We start from the raw sequence: 16313 nt of genomic DNA on the forward strand, positions 1-16313 counted from the left end.
CGCGGCGTCGACGGGCGCACAGCCTACCGGCCGCCGCACCCGTCTCCGCGGACGCGGGCAAGCGCCGCGGCGTCAGACCAGGGCGGCGAGCGCCTCGCGGTAGGCGGACAGCGGCCGGGCCTGGCCGCCCTCGTTGACCACCGACCACACCACGACGCCGTCGGCGTCGATGAGGAAGGAGCCGCGCCGCGCGAACCCGCGCGACTCGTCGAACACCCCGTACGCCTTGGCCGTCTCGCCGTGCGGCCAGAAGTCCGAGAGCAGGTCGAAGCCGTAGCCCTCATGCTCGGCCCAGGCGCGCAGCGCGTGCGACGGGTCGCAGGAGATGACGAGCAGGTGGGCGCCGGCGTCCTCGAACGCGGCGATGTTGTCCCGCAGCTCGCACAGCTCGCCCGTGCACGTGCCGGAGAAGGCGAACGGCACGAAGACGATGGCGACGGGGCCACCACGCAGCCCGCTGAGCGTGACCGGCGTCCCGTGCGTGTCGGTGAGCGAGAAGTCCGGGGCGGCCTCGCCGACGACGACGCTCACTTGCCGCGCCCGCGGGTGGCCAGGCGCGTGGCCGACCAGTCGGCGGCGATGGAGAACGTGGTCATCGCGTGCAGGCCCGACGTGGTCGCCGCCTCCTCGATGTCGCTGTGGGAGACGTGCCCGGCCCGGCCGGACTTGGGCGTGAACACCCAGATGGGGCCGTTGTCGTCGAGCACGGTCAGCGCGTCGACCAGGTAGTCGGTCAGGTCGCCGTCGTCCTCGCGGAACCAGATCACGGCGCCGTCGGTGACGTCGTCGTAGTCCTCGTCGACCAGGTCGGTGGTGGTGACGGCCTCGATCGCCGCGCGCAGGTCGTCGTCGACGTCGTCGTCGTACCCGAACTCCTGGATCACCTGTCCTGCGGTGAGCTCCAGACGACGTGCCGCCTGTGAGGCGGCGCCGTCCGCACTGTCTGCCACGTCCTGACCGGTCCCTTCGTCACGACGACCGGTGTCTGCGACGGCCGCCTCTGATGTCCGCACACCGTAGCCCACCGCATCGCAGCGGCCCTGGCAAGCGGACGCACCGCCCGTCCCACGAGCGGGTGTCATGCACGTCACGGTCGTGTATGCGGTACCCAAAGTGACTTTCCGGCCCCGGGGGTCCGACAATGGGTCGACTACCCGATCCCCTGCCGGAGCGACACAGGCTCCTGCGCGCTGGGCCCGGGCTGACGATGTGCGCCGATGCCAACCCGGCTCGCGCGCGGACGAGAGGCGAGGGAGCACTGGTGGCTTCGATCGACGAGACAGGACCGCTGATCGGCGGCCTGCTCAGCCAGGTACCGGACATCGACCCGGGCGAGACGGGTGAGTGGGTCGAGTCGCTCGACGGACTCATCGACGACAGGGGCGGCCCCCGCGCGCGGTACGTGCTGCTGAGCCTGCTGCGGCACGCCGCTCAGCGCAACGTCGCGATGCCGACGTCCGTGAACACGCCCTACGTGAACACCATCGGCGTGCACGACGAGCCGTACTTCCCCGGCGACGAGGTCATGGAGCGGCGCTACCGCTCCTGGAACCGCTGGAACGCGGCCGTCATGGTCACGCGCGCCCAGCGCCCGGGCATCGGCGTGGGCGGTCACATCTCGTCGTACGCGTCCGTCGCGACGCTCACCGAGGTGGGCCTGAACCACTTCTTCCGCGGCAAGGACCACCCGGGCGGCGGCGACCAGGTCTACTTCCAGGGCCACGCCTCCCCCGGCGTGTACGCCCGCGCGTTCCTCGAGGGGCGCCTGTCCGAGCACCAGCTCGACGGCTTCCGGCAGGAGCTGTCGCACCCCGGCGGCGGCCTGCCGTCCTACCCGCACCCGCGCCTCGCGCCGGACCTGTGGGAGTTCCCGACGGTCTCGATGGGCCTCGGCCCCTCGTCGGCCATCTACCAGGCGTGGACCAACCGCTACCTGCACCTGCGGGGCATCAAGGACACCAGCGAGCAGGACGTGTGGGCCTTCCTCGGCGACGGCGAGATGGACGAGCCGGAGTCCCGCGGGATGCTGCAGCTGGCCGGCCAGCAGGGCCTGGACAACCTGACGTTCGTCGTGAACTGCAACCTGCAGCGCCTCGACGGGCCGGTGCGCGGCAACGGCAAGATCATCCAGGAGCTCGAGGCGCAGTTCCGCGGCGCGGGCTGGAACGTCATCAAGGTCATCTGGGGCCGCGAGTGGGACGTCCTGCTCAACGCCGACAAGGACCGCGCGCTGGTCAACCTCATGAACACCACGCCCGACGGTGACTTCCAGACCTACCGGGCCGAGAACGGCGCCTTCATCCGCGAGCACTTCTTCGGGCGCGACCCGCGCACCAAGCAGCTCGTCGAGAAGATGACCGACGACGAGATCTGGGCGCTCAAGCGCGGCGGGCACGACTACCGCAAGATCTACGCGGCCTACAAGGCGGCGCGCGAGCACACGGGGCAGCCGACCGTGATCCTCGCCCACACCATCAAGGGCTACGGCCTGGGCTCCGGCTTCGCCGGGCGCAACGCCACGCACCAGATGAAGAAGCTCAAGGCCGACGACCTCAAGGCCCTGCGCGACTCCCTGCGCATCCCGATCACGGACGAGCAGATCGACGCCAACCCGTACGTCCCGCCGTACTACCACCCGGGTCCGCAGGACGAGGCGATCCAGTACATGCTCGAGCGCCGCCGCCAGCTCGGCGGGTTCGTGCCGGAGCGTCGCAGCACGCACAGGCCGGTCACGCTGCCGGCGGACAAGGCCTACGAGGGCCTGGCCAAGGGCTCGGGGCACCAGGAGGTCGCCACGACGATGGCGCTGGTGCGCCTGTTCAAGGACCTCGTGAAGGACAAGGAGTTCGGCCACCGCATCGTGCCGATCATCCCGGACGAGGCCCGCACGTTCGGACTGGACTCGATCTTCCCGAGCGCCAAGATCTTCAACACCCTGGGCCAGAACTACCTGGCCGTGGACCGCGAGCTCATGCTGAGCTACAAGGAGTCCGAGCAGGGCCAGATCATGCACACGGGCATCAACGAGGCCGGGTCGGCGTCGGCGTTCCAGGCCGTCGCGACGTCCTACGCCACGCACGGCGAGCCGCTGATCCCGTTCTACTTCTACTACTCGATGTTCGGGTTCCAGCGCACCGGCGACCAGTTCTGGGCCGCCGGCGACCAGATGGCGCGCGGGTTCCTCATCGGCGCCACCGCGGGCCGCACCACGCTGACCGGCGAGGGCCTCCAGCACGCGGACGGCCACTCGCCGCTGCTGGCCGGGACCATGTCGCACGTCGTGCACTACGACCCGGCGTACGGGTACGAGATCCGGCACATCGTGCGCGACGGCATCAACCGCATGTACGGCGAGGACAACGGCGGCCGCGACCGCGACGTCATCTACTACCTCACCGTCTACAACGAGCCCATGGTCCAGCCGGCCGAGCCGGAGGACGTGGACGTCGAGGGCATCCTGCGAGGCATCCATCTCGTCGCTCCCGCCGAGGGCGACGGGCCGCGCGCCCAGATCCTCGCGTCGGGCGTCGCGGTGCCGTGGGCGCTCGAGGCGCAGCAGCTGCTGGCCGACGACTGGGGCGTCCGCGCCGCCGTCTGGTCGGTGACGAGCTGGAACGAGCTGCGCCGCGACGGTCTGGACGCCGACCGCCAGGCCTTCCTGCACCCGGGCGAGGAGCCGCGCCAGGCGTACCTGACCAGCAAGCTGGCCGGCGCCGAGGGCCCCTTCGTCGCCACCACGGACTACGACCACCTCGTGGCCGACCAGGTCCGCCAGTGGATCCCGGGCACCTACGCGACGCTCGGCGCCGACGGCTTCGGCTTCTCGGACACCCGCGCCGCCGCGCGCCGTCACTTCAAGATCGACGGCCCGTCCACCGTGGTGCGCGTCCTGCAGCAGCTCGCGCGCAGCGGGGAGGTCGCCCCCGAGGTGGTCTCGCAGGCGATCGAGCGGTACCGCCTGCACGACGTCACCGCCGGCACGTCCGGCAACGCGGGCGGCGAGAGCTGACCGGCCGCTGAACGCACGAGAGGGGCGCCCCCGCGCGGGGGCGCCCCTATCGTCTGTCTCCGGTCAGGTGCCGGGAATCGTCTGCTCCGCCTGGGCGGCCAGCCGCACCAGCTCCTCGCGCAGCTCGGCGACGTCCTTCTGCGAGCGGTACAGGTCGAGCGCGCCGATGTGCTGCTTGGCCTCGAGCGGGCGGCCCGCCTCGATGGCGGCGAGCACCAGGTGGCGTGCCACCTCCGGGTCGTGGTCCTTGGGGTGCCAGTAGCCGACGCCCAGCCCGAGGGCGTCGACGGGGGCGTCGGCCCCGCGCAGCAGCGCGAGCGCCTCGACCAGCGCGCGGCCGGACGGGTCACGCTCGGCGGCGGTCCGCAGGCGGCGCAGCGTCCCCTCGTGGTCGTCGCGCACGGACAGCCGTGCGACCTCGATCAGGGGGTACCAGGCCCGCGGGTTGCCGGCGAGCTCCTCCCCCAGCGCCCAGACGGCCAGGTCGGCGGCGTGCTCGCGCTCGCTCGTCTCGGCCCCCTCCGCGGTCAGCGGGTCGTCGTCCTGGCTCGAGTCCGCGGCGCGTCGCCGCACGATCTCCGCCAGTGCCGCGAACGCCCGCTCGTTGTTCGGGTCGTCGCTGAGCATGGAGCGCAGGGCGTCCTCGTGGAGCGTGTCGCCGCGGCGCGCGGCGCTCGTCGGCCGACGCGCGCCCACGGTGGAGGCGGACGACGGACGGCGCATGAGCTGTCGCAACCGGGGCATGAGTGCCATGCAACGACCCTAGCCGCTGGGCGCTCACCTCACCCGCTGCAGGCTCGGCACCCTCGATGGGTGACGCGGGCACCTTTGTCGACTTCCCACAATCAGCGGTCCTATGCTCGGCCCATGCCCAGCTCCACACCCCCGGCCCAGAGGTCGGCCGCGGCCACCCCGGTCGCCGGCTCGACGCGCCGGCCGGCGCCCGTCCGCAGGGTCGCGATCCCCGCCCACGGCGGGCCCGAGACGCAGCGCCGCGTGCGGGACGGGGCGGGACTTCTGGCCGCCGCGGCCATGCGCCGGCTCGACGACGACCTGGACTGGTACCGCACGCTGCCCGCCGAGGACCGCTCCTGGGTGGGGCTCGTGGCCCAGGCCGGTATCACCGCATTCGTCACCTGGTACGCGGACCCGACGCGCCCTCCGCACGGCGTGGGTGACATCTTCGGCGCGGCGCCCCCTGAGCTGACCCGGTCCATCTCGCTGCAGCACACGCTGCAGCTGGTCCGCGTGGTCGTCGACGTCGTCGAGACGCACAGCGACCGGCTCGCCGCGCCCGGCGAGGAGCGCGAGCTGCGCGAGGCGGTGCTGCGCTACTCCCGCGAGGTCGCGTTTTCCGCCGCCGAGGTCTACGCGCGCGCCGCCGAGGTCCGTGGCGCGTGGGACGCCCGGCTCGAGGCGCTCGTCGTCGACGCCCTGGTGCGCGGCGACGTGGACGACTCCATGCGCTCGCGCGTGGCGGCACTGGGATGGAGCGGACGAGGATCCACGCTGGTCATGGTCGGGACCACGGCCTCCACGCTCGACGAGGTGCGCGCCTCCGACCTGCGCCGGGCGACGCGCCGAGCGGCCGACGACGCCCTGGTCGGCATCCAGGGGGACCGCCTCGTGGTGTTCCTGGGCGGCGTGGGCGACCTGCGCGCGGCTGCCGTGTCCCTGCTCCCGCGATTCGGCCCGGGGCCGGTGGTGCTGGGGCCCGTGGTGCAGGACCTCACCGACAGCGCGCGCTCGGCGCGCGCTGCGCTGGCCGGGCTCGCGGCGGCGGCAGCCTGGGAGCAGGCACCGCGGCCCGTCATGGCCGACGACCTGCTGCCCGAGCGGGTGCTCGTGGGCGACGCGGCCGCGCGGCGCACCCTGATCGCTCAGGCGTTCACGCCGCTGGCCGCCTCCCAGGGCTCGCTGCTGGAGACGCTCTCGGCCTACCTCGGCACGGGCCGGTCGCTCGAGGCGGCGGCCCGGACCCTCTACGTGCACCCGAACACCGTGCGCTACCGTCTCAAGCGCGTGGCCGACGTCACGGGCTGGGACCCCCTGGACGCGCGCGAGTCGTACGTGCTGCAGACCGCGCTGGCGGTCGGTCGGCTCGATGCCGACCTCACGGAGCCTTTGTAGGAGACGCACAAGGGCATCGGCGAAGGTTGGTGCGTGCCGTGACCGGGTGAGCGCCCGACGGACGGGCAGAGTTGTCGGGTGCTCGTCGTCGCCTGCCCCGGTCAGGGTGCCCAGTCCCCCGGCATGCTCGCTCCCTGGCTGGAGCTTCCCGCGTTCGCGGACGCGATCGGCCGGGCCGCGCAGGTCACCGGCCTCGACCTGGTCGCCCACGGCACCACGTCGGACGCCGACACCATCCGCGACACGGCCGTGGCCCAGCCGCTGCTTGTCGCCTCGGCGCTCGCGAGCCTGCGCGCGGTGCTCGACCTGACCGCCGACGCGCCCCTGGGTGCCGCGATCGCGGGCTCGGTCGACGTCGCCGCCGGGCACTCGGTCGGCGAGCTCGCCGCTGCCGCCGTCGCGGGCGTGCTCACGGACGACGAGGCCCTCGCGCTCGTCACCGTCCGCGGCGCCGCCATGGCCCGCGCCGCGGCGGTCACGCCCACCGGGATGGCCGCCGTCCTCGGCGGCGACCCGGCCGAGGTGCTCGCCGCGCTCGACGCGCACGGCCTGGTGCCCGCCAACGTCAACGGCGGCGGACAGGTGGTGGCCGCCGGCACGCTCGACGCGATCGCCGCCTTCGCCGCTGCGCCGCCCACGCGCGCCCGCGTCATCGCCCTGCAGGTGGCCGGCGCCTTCCACACCGAGCACATGGCACCCGCGGTCGCCGAGCTGCGCGACGCGGCGGCCGGCCTCGCGCCCCGGCAGCCCGCGCTCCGCCTGCTCACCAACCGCGACGGCTCGGTGGTGCCGGACGGCGCCGCGGCGCTGGACCTCATCGTCGCCCAGGTGGCCAACCCCGTGCGCTGGGACCTGTGCCAGGAGCAGCTCCTGTCGCTCGGCGTCACGGGCCTGCTGGAGGTGGCGCCCGGTGGCGTGCTCACCGGACTCGCCCGGCGTACGCTGCCCGGGATCGAGACGGTCGCCGTCAAGACCCCTGCCGACCTGGACGCCGCGCGTGACCTGGTCCGTCGGCACGCCGGCACGTCCACCCTCGCAAGCACCCAGGAGCAGTCGTCGTGACGCGTCCCACCCTCACCCAGGCCACCGGCCCCGCCCACACCCGGATCCTCGGGCTCGGCGGCGTCCGCGGCGAGAACCTGGTGCCCAACGACGACCTGGTGGGCCCCATCGACTCGTCCGACGAGTGGATCCGCCAGCGCACCGGGATCGTCACACGCAGCCGCGCCGGCGCGGGCACGGACGTGCTGGACCTGGCCGAGGCCGCCGCACGCCAGGCACTCGACCACGCGGGCCTGACCGGCGCCGACATCGACGCCGTCATCGTCTCCACCGTCACCTACTTCCACCAGACGCCCGCGGCGGCGGCGATCATCGCCGACCGCATCGGCGCGACCCCCGCGGCCGCCTTCGACATCTCGGCCGCGTGCGCCGGCTACTGCTACGGCATCGGGCAGGCAGACGCGCTGGTCCGCTCGGGCGCCGCCCGCAACGTGCTGGTCATCGGCGCGGAGAAGATGAGCGAGTTCGTCGACCCGGCCGACCGCACCATCTCCTTCCTGCTGGGTGACGGCGCCGGCGCCGTGGTGATCGGCCCGTCCGACACGCCGGGCATCGGCCCCACCGTGTGGGGCTCGGACGGCTCGCAGGCCCAGGCGATCCGGCAGACGCACTCCTGGATCGCGACGCGCGACGAGGCCGCCGGCTGGCCGACGCTGCGTCAGGAGGGCCAGTCGGTCTTCAAGTGGGCGGTGTGGCAGATGGCTCCCGTCGCGCAGAAGGCGCTCGACGCCGCGGGCATCACGGCCGACGAGCTCGACGCGTTCATCCCGCACCAGGCCAACAACCGGATCATCGACCAGATGGTCAAGACGCTGAAGCTGCCCGACTCGGTGGTCGTCGCTCGCGACATCGTCGACACCGGCAACACCTCGGCCGCCTCGATCCCCCTGGCCACGGAGCGCCTGCTGCGCGAGGGCCAGGTCAGCAGCGGCGCGCTCGCGCTGCAGATCGGCTTCGGCGCGGGACTGGTCTACGCCGCACAGGTCGTCGTCCTGCCGTAGCACCGCTGTACCGTTCGTCCCGACACGTCCCAAGCACGTTCACGCATCAACCGACACGAGGAGATAACCCCATGGCGTACAGCGAGCAGGAGATCCTGGCCGGCCTGGCCGAGATCGTCAGCGAGGAGACCGGTCTGCCCACGGACTCCGTCCTGCCCGAGAAGTCGTTCACGGACGACCTGGACATCGACTCCCTGTCGATGATGACGATCGTCACCCTCGCCGAGGAGAAGTTCGACGTGCGCATCCCCGACGACGAGGTCAAGAACCTCGCCACCGTGGGCGACGCCGTCTCGTTCATCGCGGGCGCGCAGGGCAAGGCCTGACGCAGCCCCACCGGGAACGCCCCCGGGACCCCCGTCCCGGGGGCGTCTCCCCCGCACCACCCCCCGCCGACCAGGAGCATCCATGAGCCACCCGATCGACGTCGTCGTCACAGGACTGGGCGCCACCACGCCGCTGGGCGGTGACGTGCCCACCACCTGGGCCGCCGCACTCGCCGGCGAGTCCGGCGCCCGCCCGTTCGACCCCGAGTGGGTGGAGACGTTCGGCCTGCCCGTCACGTTCGCGGCGACCATCAAGGTCACGCCGGACGAGGTGCTCACCCGTCCCGAGATCAAGCGCATGGACCCCTCCGCGCAGTACGCGATCATCGCGGCGCGCGAGGCGTGGGCCGACGCGGGTGCCCCGGAGATCGACGGCGAGCGCCTCGGTGCCGTGGTGTCCTCCGGCATCGGCGGCATCTGGACCACGCTCGAGGCCTGGGACACGCTGCGCGAGAAGGGCTCGCGCCGTGTGCTGCCCATGACCGTGCCCATGATGATGCCCAACTCCCCCACGGCGTACGTCTCGCTGGAGTTCGGGGCCAAGGCCGGCGCGCACGCGGTCGTCTCCGCCTGCGCGACGGGCGCCGAGGCGATCGGCTACGGCGTCGACATGATCCGGTCCGGTCGCGCCGACATCGTCATCGCCGGCGGCACCGAGGCGACCATCCACCCGATGCCCATCGCAGCCTTCGCCGCCTCGCGCACGCTGTCGCTGCGCAACGACGACCCGCAGGCCGCGTCGCGTCCGTACGACGTCGACCGCGACGGCTTCGTCATCGGCGAGGGCGCGGGCGTGGTCGTGCTCGAGAGCGCCGCGCACGCCGCCGCTCGTGGCGCGCGCGTCTACGGCCGCATCGCCGGTGTCGGGCTCTCGGCCGACGGGTACCACATCACCTCTCCCGAGCCCTCGGGCGACGGGCAGATCCGCGCCATGAAGGCCGCCCTGGCCGAGTCCGACGTGACCGCCGCAGACGTGGTGCACGTCAACGCGCACGCCACCTCGACCGTGGTCGGCGACCTCATCGAGGCCCGCTCCGTGCGCGGCGCGCTCGGCGAGGACTCCGACCACGTCGCCCTGTCGGCCACCAAGTCGATGACCGGTCACCTGCTGGGCGGCGCCGGAGCACTCGAGACGATCTTCACGGTGCTGGCCGTGCGCGACCGTCAGGCCCCGCCGACCATCAACGTCGAGACGCCCGACCCCGAGCTCGTGCTCGACCTGGTGCGGGACAAGCCGCGGCAGCTGCGCGACGGCGACGTCGCGGCGCTCAACAACTCCTTCGGCTTCGGCGGCCACAACGTGGCGCTGGTGGTCACCTCCGTCTGAGCCACGCCCCGCAGCATGGCGAGAGCCCCGCCCCTGGGAGAACAGGGAGCGGGGCTCTCGTCCGTCGCCGGCCCCTCCGCCGGCGCAGTCGTCAGCCCACGCGGTGCAGCCACCGGACGGGCGCGCCTGCGCCCGCGTAGCGGAACGGCTCGAGCTCGTCGTCCCACGCCTGACCCAGCGCCAGGTCCAGCTCGGTCCGCAGGCGCTCCGGATCGGCGGCATGCTGCAGCGCGGCACGGATGCGGTCCTCCGGCACCACGACGTTGCCGTGCACGTCCGTCGCGGCGTGGAAGATGCCCAGCTCCGGCGTGTGGCTCCAGCGCGAGCCGTCGACGCCGCGGCTGGCCTCCTCCGTCACCTCGTAGCGCAGGTGAGCCCAGCCGCGCAGCGCCGACGCCAGGCGCGCGCCCGTGCCGGCCTCGCCCTGCCAGGAGTGCTCAGCGCGGAAGAACGAGGGCCCGGCGGGCTGCTCGGTCCAGTCGAACGCGACGCGTCCGCCCAGCACGTTTCCCGCCGCCCACTCGATGTGAGGGCACAGCGCACGGGGTGCAGAGTGCACGAAAAGAACACCGCGGGTGATCGCACCTGCCATGTCGTCCTCCTGAAGCGGCTCGAGGTTCGTCTTCCCCAACGACCTCGTCCCGAACTGCGGGAGTACGCACGGTCTCGCGGCGTGCAGGAGCCACTATGCCCGATGAATCCTTCCCGGGGCCAGTCACACGCCGACGGCGCTCAGAGCTGGTCGCGGATGGCCCTCATCGCCTTCTTGCGCACCGAGCGCTCGAGGCGGTCCACGTAGAGCATGCCGTCCAGGTGGTCGACCTCGTGCTGCAGGCAGCGGGCCATGAGCTCGGTCCCCTCGACGACGACCTCCTTGCCGTCCAGGTCGGTGCCCACCACGCGGGCGTACCAGGCGCGGTGCGTGGGGTACCAGAGGCCCGGCACGGAGAGGCAGCCCTCGTCGCCGTCCTGGTACTCGTCCTCGGACATGTCCACGATGACGGGGTTCAGCACGTAGCCGATCTCGTCGTCGATGTTCCACGAGAAAGCGCGCAGGCCCACGCCGATCTGGTTCGCCGCCAGTCCCGCGCGCCCGTCGTGGTCGACGGTCTCGAGCAGGTCCTCGACGAGCGAGCGCACGCGGTCGTCGATCGTGGTGATGGGGTCACAAGGGGTACGCAGGACGGGGTCGCCCACTGTCCTGATCTCACGCATGGCCATGCGTCGATCCTCCCATGACGCGGCCGCTGCACAGGTACCGGACGCACGGAGGGCCGGTGACGTCTACGTCACCGGCCCTCGCGTCCTGCGAGCGGGGTCACTCCCCGGCGCGCTGCTGCGGGACACCGGTGAGGAGCTGACGCACCTCGGCCTCGTGGAAGCGGCGGTGGCCACCGAGCGTGCGGACGGCGGACAGCTTGCCGGCCTGGGCCCAGCGGGTGACCGTCTTGGGGTCCACGCGGAAGAGGACTGCAACCTCGCCCGGCGTGAGCAGTGCGCCCTGCGAGAGGGGGGATTCGGTGTTGATCGCCATGATCGTTCTCCTGTCGTTCGGTAGCTCGGCTGACCCTGTAGGCCCCGTGGCTTTGCGTCCCCTCCTTGCAGAGGGTTTGCCGTTGTCGCTGACAATCAGAACTATGCCCGAAACTGGACACGTGTGCAACAACGTTGTCCGCCCGATTCGCGCGCAAACGGGTGAAAAAAACTCACCACGTACCGGACGGACCGGACAGTGGCATGCCTCGGGAAACTAGCCAAGCGAACGCATGTTCATGCACGCGTGGCGCTGACCTGGACGGACGTCCGACTGTCGGTGCTTTTGGCGTCGATCCGAGGGGTGGCGGCGGTGTCTCAGGCCTTGGACCCCTAGGATCGTCCGTGCGGTCACGGCGTGACCAAGATCGCACGGGCAGATGGTCACCAAGGCGACAAAACGCCGGTCGACCACGCCAGGGGCAGTAGCTCAGCCGGTCAGAGCAGCGGACTCATAATCCGTAGGTCGTGGGTTCAAGCCCCACCTGCCCCACCGATGTCACCTGCGGCCACACGGCTGCGGACGCGGACGCGGGATTCTCACGGCGAGCGCACGGCCCCACCCGCGCCGCCGGCACCGAACGCGACTCCACGGGCCATGCCGACCTGGACTGCGCGAACTACTCGGCAGGGCTCGGGGCGCGTGGTCCCAGCTGTACTGCGATGAGCGCGACGTCGTCGACCGGGGCACCGTCGGGGACGAATCGCTGCAGCAGTCCGTCGACGAGCCGATCGAGGTCCAGCTCCCCGGCTCCGTCCGTTCGACATTCGAGCGCCAGCTCAGCGACGTGCGCCGTCAACCGTTCGAGGCTCTCGTGCAGAGGTTCGCCGCGCCGCTCGATGAGACCGTCGGTGTACAGGATGATCGTCGAGCCGACCGGCACCTCCGCGAGATGATCGGTGCGAACCGCGTCGCGGCGAAGACCGAGCACCAGCTCGGAGCGCTGCGCCGAGAGCTGTCGAGTGGTGCCGCCCGGGGTGACCAGCAACGGCGGAAGGTGACCAGCGTTCGCCCATCGCAGCGTCTTGCCGACGGAAGAGTCGTGGTCGACGGAAGGCTCGAGGCGAAGCACCACGGCCGTCGCGAGCGCGTCGACGCCCACGGCGTCGGCGGCTGTCTCCAGGCGGCTGAGGATGTCCGCCGGCGTTCCGCCGCTGCTGTGAGCGATGCCCCGCAGCAGGGTGCGTAGCTGGCTCATGGCCGCAGCCGCAGGGGTGTCGTGCCCCATGACGTCACCGATCACGACGATCGTGTCGCCGGACGGCTGCATGAACGCGTCGTACCAGTCCCCGCCCACCTGTGCGCTGTCGGCGGCCGCGACGTAGCGCACCACCACGCGAAGGTCCTCCGACGGCGACGGAGAGGACAGCAAGGAGCGTTGGAGGGCGAGAGCGATCTCGCGCTGCCTCTCGAACAGTCGGGCGTTCTCGAGAGCCATGCCCGCGCGGTCGGCGAGCTGCACGAGAAGTGCGACGTCCTCGTCGGCGAGCGGTGATCGCCCTTCGTCGTGGAAGACCGTGATCGCGCCGACCGTCCGCTCACGCGCCCGCATCGGGATGGCGTACGCGATGCCGGGAGCCAGCTGTCGGAGGATCCCGCGTGCCGGCCCGGACAGCACCCGGGAGATGGCCTCGGTCGCATCACGGACGACGATCGGCTCTCCGGTCCGCATGGCGCGAAAGAGGTAGGAATCCGGCGCCAGGCCACCGATGCGATCCGCCGCGTACGTGCGGACGGTCTCCCGCATGGCGGGCTCGGTGTGCCACGCGGCGATGTCGCGGAGCTGATGGTGGTCTTCGGACACGGTCACGAGGCACCACGTGCCGAAGGTCGGCACGATGTTCGTCGCCAGGCGCCGCACGGCCTCATCGGTCTCCAACGTCGAGCCGAGGTCGTTGCTCACCTGCGCGAGCAGAGCCAGACGACGTGCGGAGTCTTCGGCGGCACCGGAAGCCGCCCGCACCTCGTCCTGGGCCTGACGGCGCTCGGATATGTCGTCCAGGTAGACGGACAGACCGTCCGGTCCGGGCCAGACCCGCAGGTCGCACCACCGGGGGGTCGGCTCGGCGAAGAACACCTCGAAGGTGCGCGGCACCCCCTCGCGGACCGCCTCGCGCAGGTGGCACTCCAACACAGTTCCGAGCCATTGCGGATAGGCGTCCCACGCAGTCGTCCAGAGAAGCGACTCGCGAGAGCGCTCGAGCAGCCGCTCCGCTGCCCCGTTGACGTAGATGAACCTCCACTCGTCGTCGAGCAGGAAGAAGGCGACCGGCATGGTCTCGAGCACGCGGTCGACCCGCGCCTCGGCGTCGTGCTCGGACGTCGTGTCCCACGCCGCGCCCAGGAGCCGAGCGGCTGTTCGGTCGGGTGCCGCGAGCGCCACGCCGCGCGCCTTCACCCACCGCACCTTGCCGTCGCCACGGACGATCCGATACTCGGCGACATAGTCCGAGCACGTCGCGATCGCGCGATCGATGGCCTCGGTGACCCGCGAGAGATCGTCGGGGTGCACCGCGTCGTTGAACGCGTCGATCGTCGCCCCGAAATCGGCTCGGGCGATACCGAAGAGGGCGAGCAGCTGATCGTCCCAGTCGAGCTTGCCGGACGTCAGATCCCAGTCGAAGCTCCCGACCCCGCCTGCAGTGGCCGCCAGGTACCAGCGCAGTCGCTCGACCTCGTGCGCGGCGGCCGGCGCCGAGAGCGCCGCCTCGGGATCGATCCCGTGCTGTGTCGAGCGGTCTGATCCATCCAGCTCGGCCATCCGCGTCCCTCTCTGGTGCTCGACCGAAGGATGTGCGCGGACCGTCTGGGTCGAGGTAACGATGGCCTGTGTCACATTGAACCAGCGATGCGGACGTGAGAGCACCTTCGTCGGCGGTGTCGGCCCAGCCAGGGACGAGAACACCACGTCGGCACCGCGGTGCTCCTCGGCGGCGTCGGCCGATGCTTTCGACGTCGGCCCACGCCGGCACCACGGAATCCACGCAGGCCGCGACGATCGGACGCCCTCTCCGCCCGTGCAGAGGTCGGAGACGATCGGCTGGTCGGGCCGGGCACGCGCCGTAGCCGGAAATCCATGACGCCGACGAGCTCGGCACGTGCGAGAGTCCCCCACCATGACCCGCCAGCATCTCTCCAAGCACCTCATCAGCTGGGCCAGCATCCTCGAGGACAGCACCCGCGAGCAGGCCGTCCGCACGTCCTCGATGCCGTTCGTCTACCCGCACCTCGCCCTGATGCCCGACGCCCACCTGGGCAAGGGCGCCACGGTCGGGTCCGTCATCCCCACCCTCGGCGCGATCATCCCGGCCGCGGTGGGCGTGGACATCGGCTGCGGCATGATCGCGCTGCGCACGCAATGGACCTCCGAGCAGCTCCGCGCCGCCGGTTCGCTCACGGCGCTGCGCGAGGCGATCGAGGCAGCCGTCCCGCTGTCGGCGGGCGTGTACAACCGCACGCTGACCGCGACGGCGACCGCGCGCGTGCAGGAGCTCGATGCGCAGGCTGCGAGCGCGGGCTTCGACCCCGGCGCGTACGCCGGCAACTGGCGGCTGCAGCTCGGGACGCTCGGGTCGGGCAACCACTTTATCGAGGTGACCGCCGACGAGTCCGACACCGTGTGGCTCTTCCTGCACTCGGGGTCGCGCGGCATCGGCAACAAGATCGCGCTGCACCACATCGCGATCGCGGCCGACCTGTGCAAGCGGTGGTGGATCTCCCTGCCGGACCCTGACCTGGCGTACCTGGTCGAGGGCACCGACGAGTTCTGGGCGTACATCCGCGAGTTGCGGTGGGCCCAGCACTTCGCGCTGCTCAACCGCGAGGAGATGATGGATCGGGTGGTCGACGTCGTCGCCGGGCACATGGGCGCGGCGGTCGACGAGCGCGAGCGCATCAACTGCCACCACAACTTCACCGAGCAGGAGAAGCACTTCGGCAAGCCCGTCTGGGTGTCCCGCAAGGGCGCGATCCTGGCCGACGAGGGACGCCCCGGGCTCATCCCGGGGTCGATGGGCACGGCGTCGTACGTGGTGACCGGCAAGGGCGATCGCCTCTCGCTGAACTCCTCGCCGCACGGCGCGGGGCGCAACCACTCGCGGTCCGCTGCGCGTCGCCTCTTCACGCGCGACCAGCTGCGCGAGGCGATGGCCGGCATCGAGTACCGCGACACCGACGCGTTCATCGACGAGATCCCGCAGGCGTACAAGGACATCGACCAGGTGATGGCCGATGCGGCCGACCTCGTCGAGGTCCGGCACACGCTGCGCCAGATCGTGAACGTCAAGGGCGACTAGCCCTACGCCTGACCGATCGGTCGATTGCTGGCCGATCGGTCAGGTTATGCTGGCCCCATGGCCACCGTCCCCGTGCGCGAGCGAACCCGTCGAGAGATCCTCGACCGCGCGCTCGAGCTGTTCGTGGAGCGCGGCTACCACGACACCTCGCTCGCCGACATCGCGTCCGCCGTCGGGTGCTCCAAGGCGACGCTGCTCTACCACTTCGCCAACAAGGCGGCGATCGTGTCCGAGGTGCTCGAGCCGGCCGCGCTGCGGCTCGACGGCCTGGTGAAGGCCCGGCTCGCCGCTCCTGACGCGCCCGAAGCGCAGGAGCGGACCCTCGAGGAGTTCGTCGACCTCGTGGTGCAGTACCGCAGCCTGTCGGTGGTGCTGGACGGCGCCGAGATCCTCGCGGAGGTCCCGTCGTTCATGGCCGTCGCCGACTCCTGCCTGTCGCTCCCGGGCCTGCTCGCGGGCGGGACGGAACCCGAGCGCCTGCGCATCGCCCACTTCGCCCTCAACGGCGCCGTCGCGGAGTGCCGCGACCACACGCACACCGACGACAGCCTGCGCGCCGTGCTGCTGACCTGCCTCAGGCGGCTCCTGCTCTAGGAGCCGCCTCCCCTCGTGCCCCGACGATGCGGCGC

The 16313-nt window shown here is 71.7% G+C and carries 15 protein-coding genes, 1 tRNA gene and 1 riboswitch; of the genes, 9 read left to right on the forward strand and 7 right to left on the reverse strand.

All coding sequences use genetic code 11. The features are described 5' to 3' along the window. Positions 1-72 precede the first annotated feature (72 nt). Both QRT05_RS09115 and QRT05_RS09120 read right to left on the reverse strand, forming a co-directional pair. Positions 73-531: a peroxiredoxin gene (locus QRT05_RS09115; protein WP_289446832.1), complete on the reverse strand. Its 459-nt coding sequence runs from the start codon at positions 529-531 to the stop codon at positions 73-75. After that, the gene (locus QRT05_RS09120; RefSeq protein WP_289446833.1) at positions 528-950 is read right to left on the reverse strand and encodes a DUF3052 domain-containing protein; all 423 of its coding nucleotides are present in this window, start codon (positions 948-950) and stop codon (positions 528-530) included. Before QRT05_RS09120 ends, QRT05_RS09115 begins: the two co-directional genes overlap by 4 nt. Positions 951-1261: 311 nt before the next feature. Between QRT05_RS09120 and aceE the strand changes: the two genes are divergently transcribed. Beyond that, on the forward strand, positions 1262-4009 hold the full coding sequence (gene aceE / locus QRT05_RS09125) for a pyruvate dehydrogenase (acetyl-transferring), homodimeric type (RefSeq protein WP_289446834.1): 2748 nt from the start codon (positions 1262-1264) through the stop codon (positions 4007-4009). Between the two features lie 63 nt (positions 4010-4072). Here aceE and QRT05_RS09130 read toward each other — a convergent pair whose 3' ends face one another. Then, positions 4073-4762 carry a hypothetical protein gene (locus QRT05_RS09130; RefSeq protein WP_289446835.1) on the reverse strand — a complete coding sequence of 230 codons (690 nt, stop codon included), beginning with the start codon at positions 4760-4762 and terminating at the stop codon, positions 4073-4075. Positions 4763-4876: 114 nt separating this feature from the next. Here QRT05_RS09130 and QRT05_RS09135 point away from each other — a divergent pair, with 114 nt between their 5' ends. The 5 genes from QRT05_RS09135 to QRT05_RS09155 all read left to right on the forward strand — a co-directional run bounded on the left by QRT05_RS09135 (position 4877) and on the right by QRT05_RS09155 (position 9855). Further along, complete coding sequence (locus tag QRT05_RS09135) at positions 4877-6139, forward strand: PucR family transcriptional regulator (RefSeq protein WP_289446836.1); 1263 nt, start codon at positions 4877-4879, stop codon at positions 6137-6139. Between the two features lie 78 nt (positions 6140-6217). Next, the gene (locus QRT05_RS09140; protein WP_289446837.1) at positions 6218-7201 is read left to right on the forward strand and encodes an ACP S-malonyltransferase; all 984 of its coding nucleotides are present in this window, start codon (positions 6218-6220) and stop codon (positions 7199-7201) included. Further along, on the forward strand, positions 7198-8202 hold the full coding sequence (locus QRT05_RS09145; RefSeq protein WP_289446839.1) for a beta-ketoacyl-ACP synthase III: 1005 nt from the start codon (positions 7198-7200) through the stop codon (positions 8200-8202). The genes QRT05_RS09140 and QRT05_RS09145 overlap by 4 nt, the downstream gene beginning before the upstream one ends. A 71-nt stretch (positions 8203-8273) precedes the next feature. Beyond that, complete coding sequence (locus tag QRT05_RS09150; RefSeq protein ID WP_289446841.1) at positions 8274-8528, forward strand: acyl carrier protein; 255 nt, start codon at positions 8274-8276, stop codon at positions 8526-8528. 82 nt (positions 8529-8610) lie between these two features. After that, positions 8611-9855: a beta-ketoacyl-[acyl-carrier-protein] synthase family protein gene (locus tag QRT05_RS09155; RefSeq protein WP_289446842.1), complete on the forward strand. Its 1245-nt coding sequence runs from the start codon at positions 8611-8613 to the stop codon at positions 9853-9855. Positions 9856-9946: 91 nt separating this feature from the next. On the opposite strand, the gene QRT05_RS09160 is transcribed toward QRT05_RS09155, so the two are convergent. The 3 genes from QRT05_RS09160 to QRT05_RS09170 all read right to left on the reverse strand — a co-directional run bounded on the left by QRT05_RS09160 (position 9947) and on the right by QRT05_RS09170 (position 11389). After that, complete coding sequence (locus QRT05_RS09160) at positions 9947-10447, reverse strand: DUF3145 domain-containing protein (protein ID WP_289446843.1); 501 nt, start codon at positions 10445-10447, stop codon at positions 9947-9949. A 140-nt stretch (positions 10448-10587) separates the two neighbouring features. Continuing rightward, entirely contained in the window at positions 10588-11076 is a 489-nt protein-coding gene (gene def / locus QRT05_RS09165; protein WP_289446844.1) for a peptide deformylase, read from the reverse strand. Positions 11077-11173: 97 nt separating this feature from the next. Beyond that, positions 11174-11389 (reverse strand): BldC family transcriptional regulator, encoded by a 216-nt coding sequence (locus QRT05_RS09170; RefSeq protein ID WP_289446845.1) that lies wholly within the window; start codon positions 11387-11389, stop codon positions 11174-11176. 16 nt (positions 11390-11405) lie between these two features. After that, a riboswitch (cyclic di-GMP riboswitch) is annotated at positions 11406-11480 on the reverse strand. Between the two features lie 327 nt (positions 11481-11807). Here QRT05_RS09170 and QRT05_RS09175 point away from each other — a divergent pair. Beyond that, positions 11808-11881, forward strand: a tRNA-Ile gene (locus tag QRT05_RS09175). Between the two features lie 127 nt (positions 11882-12008). Here the strand turns inward: QRT05_RS09175 and QRT05_RS09180 are convergent. Continuing rightward, the gene (locus QRT05_RS09180; protein ID WP_289446846.1) at positions 12009-14150 is read right to left on the reverse strand and encodes a SpoIIE family protein phosphatase; all 2142 of its coding nucleotides are present in this window, start codon (positions 14148-14150) and stop codon (positions 12009-12011) included. A gap of 355 nt (positions 14151-14505) precedes the next feature. Between QRT05_RS09180 and QRT05_RS09185 the strand changes: the two genes are divergently transcribed. Both QRT05_RS09185 and QRT05_RS09190 read left to right on the forward strand, forming a co-directional pair. Then, positions 14506-15684 (forward strand): RtcB family protein, encoded by a 1179-nt coding sequence (locus QRT05_RS09185; protein ID WP_289446847.1) that lies wholly within the window; start codon positions 14506-14508, stop codon positions 15682-15684. 57 nt (positions 15685-15741) lie between these two features. Next, positions 15742-16278, forward strand: coding sequence for a TetR/AcrR family transcriptional regulator (locus QRT05_RS09190; protein WP_289446848.1), 537 nt, complete (start codon positions 15742-15744; stop codon positions 16276-16278). Positions 16279-16313 lie beyond the last annotated feature (35 nt).

The sequence above is a fragment of the Cellulomonas edaphi genome (assembly GCF_030362815.1).
In the GTDB taxonomy this organism is placed as follows: Bacteria; Actinomycetota; Actinomycetes; order Actinomycetales; family Cellulomonadaceae; genus Cellulomonas; species Cellulomonas edaphi.

Excerpts from the sequence above, each read along its gene's own strand:
- QRT05_RS09170 (WP_289446845.1), bottom strand. The coding sequence starts at position 11,389 with ATGGCGATCAACACCGAATCCCCCCTCTCGCAGGGCGCACTGCTCACG.
- QRT05_RS09155 (WP_289446842.1), top strand. The coding sequence starts at position 8,611 with ATGAGCCACCCGATCGACGTCGTCGTCACAGGACTGGGCGCCACCACG.
- QRT05_RS09185 (WP_289446847.1), top strand. The coding sequence starts at position 14,506 with ATGACCCGCCAGCATCTCTCCAAGCACCTCATCAGCTGGGCCAGCATC.
- QRT05_RS09160 (WP_289446843.1), bottom strand. The coding sequence starts at position 10,447 with ATGGCAGGTGCGATCACCCGCGGTGTTCTTTTCGTGCACTCTGCACCC.
- QRT05_RS09150 (WP_289446841.1), top strand. The coding sequence starts at position 8,274 with ATGGCGTACAGCGAGCAGGAGATCCTGGCCGGCCTGGCCGAGATCGTC.
- QRT05_RS09135 (WP_289446836.1), top strand. The coding sequence starts at position 4,877 with ATGCCCAGCTCCACACCCCCGGCCCAGAGGTCGGCCGCGGCCACCCCG.
- def (WP_289446844.1), bottom strand. The coding sequence starts at position 11,076 with ATGGCCATGCGTGAGATCAGGACAGTGGGCGACCCCGTCCTGCGTACC.
- QRT05_RS09130 (WP_289446835.1), bottom strand. The coding sequence starts at position 4,762 with ATGGCACTCATGCCCCGGTTGCGACAGCTCATGCGCCGTCCGTCGTCC.
- QRT05_RS09180 (WP_289446846.1), bottom strand. The coding sequence starts at position 14,150 with ATGGCCGAGCTGGATGGATCAGACCGCTCGACACAGCACGGGATCGAT.
- QRT05_RS09190 (WP_289446848.1), top strand. The coding sequence starts at position 15,742 with ATGGCCACCGTCCCCGTGCGCGAGCGAACCCGTCGAGAGATCCTCGAC.